This is a genomic window from Microbacterium sp. Leaf288 (genome assembly GCF_001422925.1).
Taxonomy (GTDB): Bacteria; Actinomycetota; Actinomycetes; order Actinomycetales; family Microbacteriaceae; genus Microbacterium.
This window is the reverse complement of record NZ_LMNI01000010.1, coordinates 917,048-932,699: the sequence shown is the minus strand read 5'-3', so window position 1 is coordinate 932,699 and position 15,652 is coordinate 917,048. Positions and strand designations below refer to the sequence as shown.

The window sequence follows — 15,652 nt, the reverse complement described above, 5'->3', positions numbered from 1 at the left end:
CCATCGTGCAGGGAGCGAGTCGGCAGCCTGTGGCCCCGGCATCCGTGTCCCCGACTGCGCTGCTGCCGGCGCGCGTGATCGCGGCCGCACTCGGACAGTTCCCGCCGACCGACGAGCAGATCGCGGTGATCGAGGCGCCCCTGGCGCCCGCCCTCGTCGTCGCGGGGGCAGGCAGCGGCAAGACCGAGACCATGGCGGCACGTGTCGTGTGGCTGGTGGCGAACGGCATCGTCCGCCGCGACGAGGTGCTCGGGCTCACGTTCACACGCAAGGCCGCGGGCGAGCTCGCGGAGCGCATCCAGAAACGCCTCGCACGTCTGGCGGAGTTCGAGCGCCGCGGCCTGCTGCCGGCGCTGCCCGCGTTCGCGGGCGAGGGTCGGCTCGACGTGTTCGGCGAGCTCGAGCGGTCCGGCGCCGACGGGGCACGGGCGACCGCGGAGCGCCACCGCCTGCTCGACGCGCTCGCGCAGACGGTGGGCGCCGTCCCGCACGATTCCGTCGACGACACGCTGCTGCACCGGCCGAGCGTCGCGACCTACAACAGCTTCGCCGACCAGATCGTGCGCGAGCACGCGCTCCGGATCGGACGCGATGCCGAGGCCGCGGTCCTCTCGGAGTCCGCGGCGTGGCTCCTCATGCGTCGCGTCGTGTTCGCCTCCGACGACCCGCGCCTCGAGGAGCGCGGCGAGGCGGTGCGCACGATCGTCGACGCGGCCCTGCGGATCGCGCGGGACGGCGTCGACAATCTCGTCGACTTCGACGCGCTGGCTGCGTTCCCCGAGCGCTTCCGCGCGGTACGGGAGCTGCCGTCGACGAATCGGCGCACCACGGTGTACGCCGACGTCTCCGACGCGGCCGACCGCGTCGATGCGCTCGCGCTGCTCGCCGACCTCGCGCGCGAGTACGCCGCGGAGAAGCTCCGTCTCGGGGTCATCGACTTCTCCGATCAGGTCGCCGGCGCGCTGGAGGTCGTCGCGAGCCACCGCGCGGTCGCCGACGAGCTGCGCGACCGGTACCGCGTCGTCCTGCTCGACGAGTACCAGGACACCTCCGTCGTGCAGACCGACCTGCTGGCCACTCTCTTCGCCGGCACCGGGGTGATGGCGGTCGGCGATCCGCACCAGGCGATCTACGGGTGGCGCGGGGCCAGCGCCGGAAACCTCGGCGGCTTCTCATCGGCCTTCGCGCCGGGCGCGGCATGCGCGCAGTATTCGCTCCTGACGAGCTGGCGCAACAGCGCCGCAGTGCTGACGGCGGCGAACGCCGTGCTCGCGCCGCTCGCCGCATCCGCCTCCGTCGCGGTCGGCGAGCTGCAGCCGCGGCCGGGAGCGCCCGCCGGCATGGTCGAGCTCGGCTTCGACGGAGACCTCGACACCGAGGCCGACCGCGTCGCGGACTGGTTCGCACGGGTGCGCGCCGAGCGCGCCGACGACGGTCGGTCGACCACGGGGGCGATCCTGTTCCGCAGCAAGAAGCACATGGTGCGCTTCGGCGACGCACTCGGGCGCCGTGGCATCCCGCACCGCATCCTCGGACTCGGCGGGCTGCTGTCGACGCCCGAGGTGGTCGACGTCGTCTGCGCGCTGCGGGTCATCAGCGACCCATCTGCCGGCTCCGCGCTCATCCGGCTGCTGTCGGGGCCGCGGTGGGCGATCGGGCTCCCCGACCTGCGCGAGCTCGCGGCGCTGTCCCGCCGCCTCGCACGCCACGACACCGCGCTGCAGCCCCTCGCGCCAGAAGTGGTCGAGCGCATCCGTGGCAGCGCGGGCGACGACGACGGGTCGCTCGTCGATGCCCTCGACTTCGTGCTGCGACAGAAGCCGGATCACGGCTGGCTCGCGGGCTTCACGCCCGAGGCGCGGGAGCGACTGCGGGACGCGGCATCCGTCTTCGCGGGACTCCGTCAGGCGAGCGGCATCCCGATCCCTGAACTGGTGCGGCTGATCGAGCTCGAGCTGCGGCTCGACATCGAGCTCGCCGCGAACGAGTCACGCGGCCCCGCGCGCATCGCCTCGGCGCAGCTGCGGGCGTTCGTCGACGAGGTGCACGCCTTCCTCGCCGCCGACGAGACCGGGTCGCTGTCGAGCCTGCTCGCGTGGCTCGACCACGCCGAGCAGCTGGACGAGTTCGCGCCGCGCACCGAGCCGCCTGAGGACGACGTCGTGCAGCTGCTGACGATCCACGGATCCAAGGGTCTCGAGTGGGACGCCGTCGCCGTCGTGCGGCTCGTCAAGGACGAGCTGCCCAGCGCACCCCGTGACACGAAGGCGTGGCTGGGCTTCGGCGTCCTGCCGTACGCGTTCCGCGGCGACTCGGCCTGGCTGCCGGCGCTCGGCTGGCAGTCGGCCGAGACGCAGCAGGATCTCAAGGAGGCGATCGAGACGTTCGTCGAGGCGAACCGGGCTCGGCAGCTCGAAGAGGATCGCCGACTGGCGTACGTCGCCGTCACCCGCGCCCGCGATCACCTGCTGCTCACCGGTGCGACGTGGTCGGGCACCAAGCGCCCGCGCACCCGCAGCACGTTCTTCGCCGAGATCGCCGAGGCGCTCGAGGTGCCGCTCTCCGACGACGAGCCCGGCGACGATCCGTACCAGGGGGAGCGGCGCGTGCTCCAGTGGCCGATCGATCCGCTGGGTGCCCGCAGGGCAGCGGTGGCAGGCGCTGCGGGCACGGTCGAAGCCGCGCTGGGCGCACCGCGTGCGGAGATCGATGCGCAGGCGGCGCTGCTGCTCGCCGAGCGCGAGGCGCGCCGTGCGCGCCCGGTGCACACGGCGCCGACGCGCATCGCGGCGTCGCGCTACAAGGAGTATGTGGCCGACCTCGAGGGCACTCTCGCCGGCATCGCCCGGCCGATGCCCGAGCGCCCCTTCCGTCAGACCCGCCTCGGCACTCTGTTCCACGCCTGGGTCGAACAGCGCTCGGGGCGCGCAGGACTCGGCGGCTCGCTCGATGACGCGCTGTGGGAGACGGACGAGGACCTTCCCGGGACGGAGGCCTCGGTCGAGGACGCCGCCGCGCTGACGGCCCTGCGCGAACGCTTCCTCGCGTCGGAGTGGGCCGCGCTCCAGCCGATCGAGGTCGAGACCGAGATCGACTTCACCACCATCGGCCCCGACGGCCTGCCGCACATCGTGATCTGCAAGCTCGACGCCGTGTACCAGCGCGACGACCGCGGCGGGCGCATCGAGATCGTCGACTGGAAGACCGGCGTCGCGCCGCGCACCCCGGCCGAGAAGGAGGAACGGATGCTGCAGCTCGAGCTGTACCGACAGGCCTATCACTCGAAGCACGGCGTGCCGCTCGACGAGATCGATGTCGCGCTCTACTACGTCGCCGAGGACGTCATCCTGCGAAGCTGAGCCCCCGGCGCGAGAACCGGTCCGGGCCGCACGGTGTCGCGGCTCGCCTCAGTCGGCCATCCAGCGGCGCAGCGCCGCCTCGGACGCGCGCTCCGCCTCGGCCTCGGCATCCAGACCGCTGTCGCGGTCGTCGCGGGAACCGGACCCGTTCGTGGCCGCGCCCGTCGGCAGCGTGATGGGCGCGGTGGAGAGGTCGTCGTCCGGGTGGATCGCGGGCAGCTCCACTGCGGCCGGGTCGAGATCGACGGGCCGGAATGCGGCGAGCTCCTCGGCGGCGATCTCCTGCGTGTCGAAGGACTCCGGCGCGGGTGGCACCGGCCCCGTCTCGCGTCGCGCATGGTCCTGGTCGGCGACCCACTGCGCCAGCTCCTCGGGGTCGTACGCATCGGTCTGCATCGACGTGTCGATGGTCGGTGCACTCGCGCCGGGCGTGCGTTCGAGAAGGGCGATCGCATCGTCGACGTCGAGTGCGCCCGGCGAGAGGATGTCGTCGCCGGCGACCCCGCCAGCGAGGGATTCGAGCAGCTCGACGGCGTCGGCGACGATGTCGTCGCGATCGGCGTCGTGGCCGTGCACGAGCCACTTCGCGAACTCGAGCTCGGCGTACAGGCGCGCGCGCTCGCGCGACCGGACGTCGGGAGCGCGGCCGCTGCCGGCGACGTAAGCGGCGTAGACGTCATCGGCGGCGTCGGGGGCCGACGCGAGCCACTGCAGGTCGGTCGCGGGGTCACCGATCGACAGCCCGTGCCACTCGAGCAGTCCGGTCACGGTGGGAACGCCGTCGAGGTCCTCGAAGAGGAACGAGGCGGCCCCCGCGCCGCCGAGCACGACGGCGGACTCGAAGCGCCACAGCTCGTCGGCGTCGACGGCCCGGTGCCAGCGCTCGGCCAGGCTCACCGGCAGTCGGCGGGTCGCGACGGCGCGTTCGATCATTCGCGTGACATCGGCGCGCACCTGCTGCGGCGTGCGCGCCGGCAGGCCCTCGCTCTTGACGATCGAATGCGGAAGCGCATGAAGCGCCGCGAGTGCGGCACCGAGCGAGGTCGCCGCGCCGCGTCCCGGCGGCAGGTGCGCCGCATCGACGCGGTAGCCGGGAAGGAAGTCGACGACCACGACACGTGTGTCGCCGAGGCCCGTCTCGCCGAGGAGCTCGGGCGCGCGGAAGGGGAGGAGGCCCCTCACACCGGGGGTGAGCGCGCGCAGCGCGCGCACTTCCGCGGCGAGTTCGGGAGCGGACGAGGCATCGGCAGGGACACGTACGACCACCCGCCGCCCATCGTCGAGATCGGCGACCGCCGCGTCGAATCGGCCGGCCGCTCCCTCGGTGAGGGCGCCGACTCCGACGACGCCGACCCGCGGGAGAGCCGACGTGACCGACGCGGCTAGAGTGAGGGGTGAGCGTGCCATGTGCCCAGGGTAGGTCGGTCGCGCTCGTCCGTCCCCGCGCCACGCCCGGCCCTGAACGACGAAGCGGAGCATGTTCGATGACGGCGCCCGACAGCACCAGCCTCAATCCGCTGGCGCACCCCGGACTCGATCGCGCGGCCGATGAGAGGCTGATTCCCGACCTCCTCGAGACGGCGAAGACGGATGCCACGTCCCGCGTCCTCGTCGTGGCCGGCGACTCCGCACCGCTCGCCGCACCCGACGCGCTCGAATGGCGCACCCCGGCGGACGTGCCGGAGGGGGCTGAGTGGGCCTTCCTCGGGCGTGATGCCGACGGCGCCGCCCTGCTCGCCGCAGTGTTCGCGTCGCACGACGGCGATCTGTTCGCCGCCCCGGCGGGCTGGGCGGGCCTGCGCACGGTCGGTGCTCAGCTGTCGCCCCGCGACGCCGGCGCATTCGTCGAGGCGCTGAGCCTCGGACGCTGGCTCCTCGACGCGCCCTTCTGCCCGGCGTGCGGCACCCGCACCATCCTCGGTGACGCGGGCTGGTCGCGCCGCTGCCCGAACTGCGGGCGGCAGCACTTCCCGCGCACCGATCCCGCGGTGATCGTCGCGATCACGAGCACGGCGGACCCTGATCTGCTGCTCCTCGGCTCGAACGCCCTGTGGGGTGCCGACCGGTTCTCGTGCTTCGCAGGCTTCGTCGAGGCCGGCGAGTCGCTCGAGGCGGCCGTGCGCCGCGAGGTGGCCGAGGAGTCCGGCATCGAGGTCGGCACGGTGACCTACCGCGGGTCCCAGGCATGGCCGTACCCCCGCTCGCTCATGGTCGGATTCCTCGCCGAGTCCCGCGACGATGCGGCGGCGCGTGCCGACGGCGAGGAGATCGCCGCGGTCCGCTGGTTCACGCGCGACGAGATCGGCCGGGCGCTCGCCGGCGACGGTGACGTCGTGCTTCCCGGGCGGGCGTCCATCGCGCACCGGCTCATCGCCGACTGGCACGCGGAGCGGGCGTGAGCGCCCTCGCGGGGCTGGACGAGCATCAGCTCGAGGCGGCGACCGCCCTGCGCGGGCCCGTCGCGGTGCTGGCCGGCGCCGGCACCGGAAAGACCCGTGTCATCACACACCGCATCGCCCACGGTGTCGACACCGGCGCGTACTCGCCCGGACGCGTCATGGCGGTGACCTTCACGACCAAGGCCGCCGGTGAGATGCGAGGGCGTCTGCGGGCGATGGGTGTCGGCGGGGTGTCGGCCCGCACGTTCCACGCGGCCGCGCTCGCGCAGCTCAACTTCTTCTGGCCGACGCTCGCGGGGGACACCGCGCCGGGCATCGTCGACAACAAGGTGAGGATGCTCGCCCATGCGGCCGACGGAATCGGGCTCGCGCCCGACGTCGCCACCCTGCGCGACGTCGCGTCCGAGATCGAATGGCGCAAGGTCTCGATGCTGAGCGTCGACGCGTACGCGGCGGCCCGCCCGAACGGCGTCGGCCGCCTCGGCGTCGAGCGCGTCGTGGCGCTGCAGCACGCCTACGAGAAGCTCAAGGACGAACGCCGTCAGCTCGATTTCGAGGACGTGCTGCTCGCCTGCGCCGGCATGCTCGAGGCCGAGCCGCAGGTCGCCAAGGCCGTTCGCGAGCAGTACCGCCACTTCACGGTCGACGAGTTCCAGGACGTCTCGCCCCTGCAGAACCGCCTGCTCGAGCTGTGGCTGGGGGACCGCCGCGACCTCTGCGTCGTCGGCGACGCGAGCCAGACCATCTACTCGTTCGCCGGCGCCGATGCGGCGTACCTCCTCGATTTCGCCTCGCGCTTCGAAGGCGCCCGCGTCGTACGCCTCGAGACGAACTATCGATCGGATGCCCCGATCCTGGCCGTCGCGAACGAGCTCATGCGCGGTCGACCCGGCGCGCTGCACCTCTCGGCGGCCGCCGACCGCGACGCCGACGCCGGCTCGGCCCCGGTCCCGACGGTGACCGCGTTCGAGGACGACCGAGACGAGGCGCGCGCGGTGGCCGCGCGCATCACCGCGCAGATCGCCGAGGGCGCGGACCCAGGCCACATCGCGGTGCTCTACCGCGCTCATGCGCAGTCCGCGGAGCTCGTCGCCGCCCTCTCGGATGCGGGGATCGCGACCACGGTGCTCGGCGGACGCCGCTTCTTCGACATGCCCGAGGTGCGGCAGGCCGTCATGGAGCTGCGTGCGGCCTCGGTCGCACCCATCGAGAGCGGCTTCGTCGACACCGTGCGCGACATCCTGCGCTCGCGGGGCCTCACGGACGAGCCGCCGGAGGCCGGCGGCGCTCTCCGCGACGCGTGGGAGGCCCGAGCGGCTTTGCTGCGTCTCGCCCAGGAGGCGCCCGTGGGGACCACCCTCCGGGCTTTCGCCGACGAGCTCACCGCCCGCGCCAAGGCCCACGACGAGCCCGCGAGGCGCACGGTGACGCTCGCGACGCTGCACGCGGCCAAGGGCCTGGAGTGGGAGCACGTGCACCTCATCGGCGTCGCGGAGGGGCTCCTTCCGATCTCTTACGCCACCACGTTCGAGCAGGTCGACGAAGAGCGGCGCCTCGCGTACGTCGGCATCACGCGGGCTGGGCGAACACTGTCGCTGTCGTGGGCTCGAGGCGTACGGGAGCGGCAGCCGTCGCGGTTCCTGCGAGAGATCGGCAACGGCACTCTGCGTGCGGGAGGTGCGACCGCACGTGCCGATGCAGCGAGCCGGCGCGCAGGGTCACCGACCGGGTCCGGCCGGCCGAGGGGTTCCGCGCGCGCTCCGCGATGAGGCGCCCGGCCACCATCCCCGCCTCCCACAGCACCGAGGGCTCACTCTCGACAGGGCGCCCGAGCAGCTGCGCAGCGACAGCGGGCCACGAGGGATCGCTGTCGCGGCGGTGAGCCGCGACGCAGGCGAGGCACGCGCTGCGGCCCGGCTCCACGAAGGGACCGACCTCCGCGCCCGAGCCGGTGAGCGCGATCGGAACATGATCGACGTCGGCGCCCATGAGAGCGGCGGTTGCGCCAGGCGCCACGACGCGATGCACGAGGAAGACGACGGCCGCGGCATCCGTGCCGGCGCCGCCGATGCCGTCGAAGCGGTGAGCAGTGTGGACGTCGTACCCCTCCGCGGCGAGGCCCGCGGCGACCGCGTCACGATGGCGGTCGGGCACATCCTCGGCGCACTGGATCGTGACAAGGCGACGGGCCGTGGCGTCCGTCATGAGTGCTCGGCGGATGCGCGACAGGAACCGTGACGCGGCGGACGCGTCCGGAGCACCGAGCGCCTGCGCGAAGGGGACCGCGGCGCCATCGGGGATGCCGCGCTCCAGCTCGCGGAGCAGGCGTTGCTGCCAGGGGCGCGGATCGTCGAGGACCGCGACCGGGTCGGCGCCGAACTGGATCGTCGAGTCGGTCCGCCACACCGGGGGATACGAGGGGTCGAGTCGCAGCATGCGCCCGATCCTGTCGGAAGTCCGGGGTTCACAACGGGTATCCACAGGCCGCGAGGCGACTTCGCTGCGCCGCGACGGCCTGGGGAGGAACCGGCGACCCGACCCCGGCCCGCCGCCTACACGGGCCGGTGGTCGTCGGGCGCGCCGCTCTCATCCTCGTCGTCGGCCCCGTCGGACTCAGACGGGGGATCGGATGCCTCGTCCGCGGCCGATCCGTCGGGCTCCTCGCCCGCGAGGAGGCGAGCCAGGGCGTCGTCCATCTCGTCGCGCACCGGCTCCTCGCCGCGGGCGCGGGCCTCGAGGCGGGCGACGAGCACCGCGGGATCGTCGATGTCGGTCGCGCTCGGCATGAGGTCAGGGTAGTCCCACAGCGCGTCGCGCGCGGCCGGGCCCACGGCATCCGTCACGGCGCGCCACATCGCGGCGGCCTCGCGCATGCGGCGCGGGCGGATCTCGAGGCCGACGAGCGAGCCGAGGGCCCGCTCGGCGGGACCGCCGACGGCGCGGCGACGGCGAACGGCCTCCGAGATGCGCTGTGCCGAGGGGAGTCGGGAGGTCGCGTCTTCCGTGACGACCTCGACCCAGCCCTCGACGGTTGCGAGGAGGTTCTCCAGACGCGCGAGGGCGGCCTCCTGGGCCTCGGAGCGGGCAGGCAGCAGCGCGCCGCTCTCGATCGCGCGACGGAGCTCCTCGGGCTCGGACGGGTCGAAGCGCGTCGCGAGATCTTCGAGGGCGTCCGTATCGACGTGCACGCCGCGCGCGAAGTCGGTGACCTGCGAGATCAGGTGCAGGCGCAGCCAGCGCGCGTGACGGAAGAGGCGGGCGTGCGCGAGCTCGCGCGTCGCGACGTACAGCGCGAGCTGGTCTTCGGGCACCTCGAGATCGCGCCCGAAGTCGGCGAAGTTCTGGGGAAGGATCGCGGCCTGGCCGTCGGGCATCAGCGGGATGCCGACGTCGCCGCCGCTCACGACCTCCTTGGACAGGTTGCCGACCACCTGGCCGAGCTGCGACGCGAAGAGCGAGCCGCCGACCGTGCGCATGAGGCGCCCGGCGCCCTGCACGAGTCCCTGCATGTCTTCGGGCGCCTGCTCGCTCAGCGCGGAGGTGAGCGCGTCGGCGATGCTGGTGGCGACCGGAGCGGCGAGCTCCTGCCACACGGGCAGCGTCGCCTCGACCCAGGCGCCGCGCGTGAGCGTCGCCGGAGGAGCCGGCAGCTCCGAGATCGTGGTCGCCTCGCTCAGCCACAGCGCCGCCAGGGCGAACGCCTGGTCGAGGTCCGTGCGCTGGCCCGCGGTCACACCCAGGCCCTCCTGGTTGGCGATGTGCAGCGCCTGACGCTTCGCCATGTCCCACGAGATGCCGGTCTCATCCGCGCCCTCGAAAGCGCCCTGCAGCTGGCGCATGACCGCCTGCATCATCGCGGGGTCGATGTTCATGCCCGACAGCCGCGACAGCTGCTCGGGGTCGAAGTCGCCCCCCGCGCCGCCGAACAGCTGACGGATGAGCTCCTGGAAGTCGTCCTCGGGGCTGGGGTCGCCCCCGCCAGTGACGTCGTCTGCCACTTCAGCCGCCTTTCAGCCGGTCGATGAGGTTGCGTTCTACGCTAGTCGCAGCATCCGTCGCACTCCCCGGCAAGGACCCGAACGCCTTACGCCGGTCGCGAACGACCAGGCGCATCACCGAAAAGGCACGGAAGAGAGGTCCCGCGTGGCCCTGTTCGACGAGAACACGACGATCGAGCCCGCCCCACGGCCGCGGATGTCCCGCCGAACGCTCGCCGGCGTCTGGGCGCTCGCCGTCGCGATGGTGGTTCTCCTCGTCATCACGTTCCTGCCGACCTCCTACGTCATCCAGCGGCCGGGTCCGGTGTACAACACGCTCGGCACGGCGCAGAACGCCGACGGCGAGGAAGTGCCGCTGATCTCGGTCGAGGGCGCCGAGACCTACCCGACGGACGGATCGCTCGACCTCCTCACCGTGCAGGTGCAGGGCAATCGCGAGCACACGCCGTCGTGGTTCGAGCTCGCCATGGCCTGGTTCGACCCGAGCCGGGCGGTCATGCCGATCGACACGATCTTCCCCGAGGACCAGACCACCGAGCAGCGCAACGAGGAGAGCGCCCAGATGATGGTCGACTCCCAGCACGAGGCGACGGCGGCTGCTCTGACCGAGCTCGGGTACGACGTGGGAGGGACCCTGTCGGTCTACTCGGTCATCGACGGCGCCGCCGCCGAGGGGATCCTCGAGCAGGGCGACCTCATCCTCGAGGCGAACGGCGAGGAGCTCACGGATGTCTCGACGCTGCGCTCGGTCATCAACGAGGGGGAGGGGGCTCCGGTCGAGCTCCTCATCGAGCGCGACGGCGAGCAGCAGACGGTGGAGGTCACCCCGAAGGAGACCACCGACGACGCGGGGAAGACGACCTGGATCCTCGGGGTCAATCTCACGACGGACTACGACTTCCCGATCGACGTCACCATCCAGCTGAACAACGTCGGCGGACCCAGCGCCGGCATGATGTTCGCGCTCGGGATCATCGACACGCTCACCCCGGGTGAGCTCAACGGCGGGCAGCAGGTCGCCGGCACGGGCACGATCACCGCCGACGGCGAGGTCGGGCCGATCGGAGGCATCCATCAGAAGATGTGGGGTGCGCTCGATGCCGGCGCCCAGTGGTTCCTCGCTCCCGAGGCGAACTGCGACGAGGTCGTGGGTCACATCCCGGGAGATCTGCGCGTGTTCTCGGTCGAGGATCTCGACGATGCGCTGGCGGTGCTCGACGCGGTGAGCTCGGACGGCGATCTCGACGCGCTCCCGACCTGCACGCTCAAGTGAGCGTGCGGATCGTGCCCGAAACGTTGCGAGTTTCTTAGAGTTCGCCCAGGGAGGACAAGGCGGGAGCCGAGAATCGCGCGCCTAGGATGGGAACGTGACCACGACCTCCGCGCCGACCCCGGCCACACCTTCTCGCACCCGACGCGTCATAGCGATCACCCTGGCGATCATCGCCGCGCTGGTGGTGGCCTTCTTCATCTTCGCCAGCCTCTACGCGGACTGGCTCTGGTACGACCAGCTCGGGTTCTCGGAGGTGCTGCTCACCCAGTGGGTCGCGCGTGTCGTGATGTTCGCGGTGGGCTTCCTCGGGATGGCGGTGCCGGTGTGGCTCTCCATCCAGCTCGCCTACCGGCTGCGCCCCGTCTATGCACGGCTGAGCTCGCAGCTCGACCGCTACCAGGAGGTCGTCGAGCCGCTGCGCCGGCTCGCGATGTGGGGCATCCCGATCTTCTTCGGCTTCTTCGCAGGCTTCGCCGCCTCGGCCCAGTGGGAGACCACGTGGCTGTGGTTCAACGGCGTCGCCACCAAGACGACCGACCCCGAGTTCGGGCTCGACACCGGCTTCTACATGTTCGCCATGCCGTTCTGGAGCTCGCTCATCGGCTTCGTCTCGGCGGTCCTGCTGATCTGCCTGCTCGTCACTGCGCTGGTCTCGTACCTCTACGGCTCTGTGCGGATCGGTCAGCGCGAGCTGCGGATCTCCAAGTCGGCGCGCATCCAGCTCGCGGTGACCGCGGGGCTGTACCTGCTGGTGCAGGCCGCGAGCCTGTGGCTCGACCGGTACAAGACGCTCGTCGAGCCGGGTGATCGGATCACGGGTCCCGGATACACGGGTGTCAACGCGATCATCCCCGGCCAGACGATCCTCGCCTTCGCGGCCGTCATCGTCGCCATCCTGTTCTTCGTGACCGCGATCATCGGCCGCTGGCGCTACCCGCTCATCGCGACCGCCCTGCTCGTCGTTTCGGCGATCGTCGTCGGCGTCGGCTATCCGTGGGTCGTCAACACCTTCCAGGTGCAGCCGAACCGGTTCGCCCTCGAAGAGGACTACTACCAGCGCAACGTCGACATGACGCACGAGGCGTACGGCGTCGACAACCTCGACCAGCAGGACTTCACGGCCGTGACCGATGTCACGGCCGGCCAGCTGCGCGACGACGCGGCCACCACGGCCCAGGTGCGCATCATGGACCCCGCGATCATCTCGCCGAACGTGCGCCAGCTCGAGCAGTACCGGTCGTACTACCAGTTCGCCGACCCGCTGGACGTCGACCGGTACGACATCGACGGGGTCGCGCAGGACACCGTGGTGTCGGTGCGCGAGCTGAACCTCGCGCAGCTCGGCAACGCCGCCGACTGGCAGAACTCCGCCGTCGTCTACACGCACGGCTACGGCCTCGTCGCCGCGAAGGGCAACGACCGCACGAATGAGGGCGACCCCGTGTTCCTCGAGCGCGGCATCCCCGCCTCGGGGTTCCTCTCCGACCGGGAGGACTTCCAGCCGCGGGTGTACTTCGGCGAGTATTCGCCGACGTACTCCATCGTCGGGGCACCCGCGGGGGCCGAACCGGTGGAGCTCGACTACCCCTCGGGCGAGGACGGCTCCGGCGAGACGAAGACCACGTTCGACGGCGAGGGCGGGCCGAGCCTGGGCAACGTCTTCAACAGGCTCATCTACGCGCTCAAGTTCCAGGCCGAGCAGATCCTGTTCTCCGACTACGTCAACGAGGACTCGCAGATCCTGTACGACCGCAATCCGCGCGATCGCGTCCAGAAGGTCGCCCCTTACCTGACGCTCGACAACGACGCCTACCCGAGCGTCGTCGACGGGCGGATCGTGTGGATCATCGACGGCTACACGCTGAGCGCCAACTACCCGTACTCGTCGACCGTGAGCCTGACGTCGGCGATCTCGGATTCGAGCAACCCCGCTCCGCGCTTCGCTCTCGACGACATCAACTACATCCGCAACTCGGTGAAGGCGACCGTCGACGCGTACGACGGATCGGTCACCCTGTACGCGTGGGACGAGAGCGACCCGGTGCTGGAGTCGTGGCAGAAGGTCTACCCGTCGACGATCAAGCCGATCAGCGACATGTCGGCCGACCTGATCAGCCACGTGCGGTACCCGACCGATCTGTTCAAGGTGCAGCGCACGATCCTCGGGGTCTATCACGTCGACGACGCGCGCTCGTTCTACCAGAGCGACAACCGCTGGCAGACCCCGAACGACCCGCAGGAAGAGACGGCGCTGCAGCCGCCCTACTACCTGACGATGCAGATGCCCGACCAGGATCAGCCGACGTACTCGATGTTCACGTCGTTCATCCCGGCGGCGACGGCAGGCAACACCAGGAACGTCCTGATGGGCTACCTCGCGGTCGACTCGAACGCCGGAAGCGAAGCGGGCGTGAAGAGCGAGGACTACGGAAAGCTGCGGATGCTGGTGATCGATGCCGAGACGACGGTGCCCGGTCCTGGCCAGGTGCAGAACACGTTCAACTCGGATCCGCAGATCTCGGCGCAGATCAACCTGCTGAAACAGGGACAGTCCGAGGTGCTCAACGGCAACCTGCTCACCCTGCCGGTCGGCGGCGGCCTCCTGTACGTCCAGCCGGTGTTCGTGCAGTCGTCGACGGGTACGAAGCTGCCCAAGCTGCAGAAGGTGCTGGTCTCGTTCGGCGACAAGATCGCCTTCGAAGACACACTCAACGAGGCCCTCGACACGCTGTTCGGCGGTGACTCCGGCGCCGACGCGGGTGACACCGACGTGCAGCCGACCCCGGGTGCCACGCCGGCGCCGACTCCGGAGCCGACGCCGACCGAGCCGACGACGCCGACCGAGCCGACCGATGAGTACCAGGCCGCGCTGCAGGACGCTCAGCAGGCGATGCTCGATCGCCAGGCGGCGCTCGAGCAGGGCGACTGGGCCGCGTACGGCGCGGCCGACGAGCGTCTGACCGCGGCGGTCGAGAAGCTCATCCAGCTCGGCGAGCAGCCGTAGACCCCGGAACGCCGAAGGCCGGTCCCCGCGGGGACCGGCCTTCGGCGTTCCGGGGTTAAGCGGTGAGGATCGCGTACCAGATGAGCAGCAGCGTGACCGCGAAGCCCGAGAACTGGTTGAGCCACAGGAACCGGCGCCATCCCGTGGTCGCGGCCGCCGCCTCGGCGTCGGCGATCGAGCGGTACGGCCACACCGTCACGAGGTAGGGCACCACGAGCACAGCCGCGAGCGGTCCCGGCCAGGTCGTCGCGAGCATCGCGACCCCCGCCGCGGCGTAGCACGCGAGGGCGAAGCGCACCGTCCAGCGTGCGCCGCGCGCCGTGGCGATCGATGCGATCCCCGCTTCGCGGTCGGCGACGACGTCCTGCACCGCGCCGAACGCGTGGGAGGCGACGCCCCATAGCGCGAATGCGGCGATCAACGCCACAAGGGCGGGTGTCCACGTGGCTCCCGCCAGGACGAGCCCGTACACGGCAGGGGAGAAGAAGTGGATGCTGCTGGTCACGGAGTCCAGGAACGGCCGCTCCTTCAGCCGCAGCGGCGGCGCGCTGTAGAACACGACGAAGAACAGGCTCGCGGCGAGGACGAGCCACGAGACCGCGGACCCGATGACCACGAGATAGGCCACGAACGGCAGACACAGCAGTGCGGAGGCCCACAGGGTCACGCGGTGCATCCGCCGATCGAGCACGGCGCCGTGGGCGCCGCCCTTGCGGGGGTTGCGGAGGTCCGACTCGTAGTCGAACACGTCGTTGATGCCGTACATCGCGAGGTTGTACGGCACGAGGAAGAACAGCGTGCCCAGCACGAGGGTCAGATCCACCTCGCGCGTGGTCATGACATAGGCGGCGGCGAACGGGTACGCGGTGTTGATCCAGCTCACGGGCCGCGAGGCGATGAGAAGCTGCCGGGCGACGGTGCTCGCGCGCAGGGGCGCAGCGGTGGTCACGAGGCCACCTTCTCACGACGCGAGCGCGACGACCCGAGCAGCGCGAAGATCGCCGGTACGAGGAACGCCGCGCACACCGGATAGGCGAAGTCCTCGAGAGGGGCGAGGCCGATGCGCACCCCCGAGATCAGCGCCTCGGGGTACGTGAAGAGCCCCGCGGCGATCATGATGTTGTCGAATACGGCGGTGAGCACGACGAGGACGCCCGCGGCGATGACGGATGCCGTCATCCTGCGCCCGAACGCCGGGAGGCGGACCGTCAGCACGACCACGATCGCGGTGATGAGGACGAACGGCACGACGATGAGGGAGTAGGTCATCGGGTCGCCTCCGAGCGCGGGGGCGCAGCATCCGCCCTCCGACGATCTGTCAGGCGCAGGGCGCCGGACCACGCGACGAGGGCCAGGTAGCACAGGAACGCCAGGAACACGGGCTCTTCGAGCGGGAGATGGGGAGCAAGGTCGACGCCCAGCAGCAGGGCACTGTCGCCCTTGACGAAGACACCGGTGGCGATCCCGACGGCGTCCCACGCGAGGAAGAACGCGGTGCCGATCCCCACCGCCAGGGCCGTGCGTCCCGGCGCGGGCCACGCCGCGAGGCGCCAGCGCCGGTCGATCAGCAGCACGCCCGCCGCCGAGACGAGGATGGCGGCGAGGTAGAGTCCCGGCAC

10 protein-coding genes are annotated in these 15,652 nt (G+C 71.3%); 5 read left to right on the top strand and 5 right to left on the bottom strand.

The window, feature by feature from the left end; translation table 11 throughout:
• Window positions 1-5 precede the first annotated feature (5 nt).
• Window positions 6-3,359 (top strand): ATP-dependent DNA helicase, encoded by a 3,354-nt coding sequence (locus tag ASF40_RS08435; protein WP_442922688.1) that lies wholly within the window; start codon window positions 6-8, stop codon window positions 3,357-3,359.
• A 48-nt stretch (window positions 3,360-3,407) separates the two neighbouring features.
• On the opposite strand, the gene ASF40_RS08430 is transcribed toward ASF40_RS08435, so the two are convergent.
• Complete coding sequence (locus tag ASF40_RS08430; RefSeq protein WP_056367868.1) at window positions 3,408-4,766, bottom strand: phosphotransferase; 1,359 nt, start codon at window positions 4,764-4,766, stop codon at window positions 3,408-3,410.
• Between the two features lie 77 nt (window positions 4,767-4,843).
• Between ASF40_RS08430 and nudC the strand changes: the two genes are divergently transcribed.
• Window positions 4,844-5,758, top strand: a complete 915-nt coding sequence (nudC, locus tag ASF40_RS08425; RefSeq protein ID WP_056367866.1) for an NAD(+) diphosphatase — start codon at window positions 4,844-4,846, stop codon at window positions 5,756-5,758.
• Window positions 5,755-7,527 (top strand): ATP-dependent helicase, encoded by a 1,773-nt coding sequence (locus ASF40_RS08420; RefSeq protein ID WP_056367864.1) that lies wholly within the window; start codon window positions 5,755-5,757, stop codon window positions 7,525-7,527. The genes nudC and ASF40_RS08420 overlap by 4 nt, the downstream gene beginning before the upstream one ends.
• 783 nt (window positions 7,528-8,310) lie before the next feature.
• Here ASF40_RS08420 and ASF40_RS08415 read toward each other — a convergent pair.
• Window positions 8,311-9,756 carry a zinc-dependent metalloprotease gene (locus ASF40_RS08415; RefSeq protein ID WP_056367862.1) on the bottom strand — a complete coding sequence of 482 codons (1,446 nt, stop codon included), beginning with the start codon at window positions 9,754-9,756 and terminating at the stop codon, window positions 8,311-8,313.
• 145 nt (window positions 9,757-9,901) lie between these two features.
• On the opposite strand from ASF40_RS08415, the gene ASF40_RS08410 reads away from it, so the two are divergent.
• Together ASF40_RS08410 and ASF40_RS08405 are read left to right on the top strand one after the other, a co-directional pair.
• A complete protein-coding gene (locus ASF40_RS08410) occupies window positions 9,902-11,029 on the top strand; it encodes a YlbL family protein (RefSeq protein WP_056367859.1) in 1,128 nt (375 codons plus the stop codon).
• Window positions 11,030-11,123: 94 nt separating this feature from the next.
• A complete protein-coding gene (locus tag ASF40_RS08405; protein ID WP_056367857.1) occupies window positions 11,124-14,033 on the top strand; it encodes a UPF0182 family membrane protein in 2,910 nt (969 codons plus the stop codon).
• A 55-nt stretch (window positions 14,034-14,088) separates the two neighbouring features.
• Here ASF40_RS08405 and ASF40_RS08400 read toward each other — a convergent pair whose 3' ends face one another.
• Genes ASF40_RS08400 through ASF40_RS08390 form a run of 3 tightly spaced genes read right to left on the bottom strand, consistent with a single transcriptional unit; the run spans window position 14,089 to window position 15,652 of the window.
• Entirely contained in the window at window positions 14,089-14,982 is an 894-nt protein-coding gene (locus ASF40_RS08400) for a prenyltransferase (RefSeq protein ID WP_235560171.1), read from the bottom strand.
• Entirely contained in the window at window positions 14,979-15,302 is a 324-nt protein-coding gene (locus ASF40_RS08395) for a lycopene cyclase domain-containing protein (RefSeq protein ID WP_056367855.1), read from the bottom strand. The genes ASF40_RS08400 and ASF40_RS08395 overlap by 4 nt, the downstream gene beginning before the upstream one ends.
• Window positions 15,299-15,652, bottom strand: a complete 354-nt coding sequence (locus tag ASF40_RS08390) for a lycopene cyclase domain-containing protein (RefSeq protein ID WP_056368364.1) — start codon at window positions 15,650-15,652, stop codon at window positions 15,299-15,301. The genes ASF40_RS08395 and ASF40_RS08390 overlap by 4 nt, the downstream gene beginning before the upstream one ends.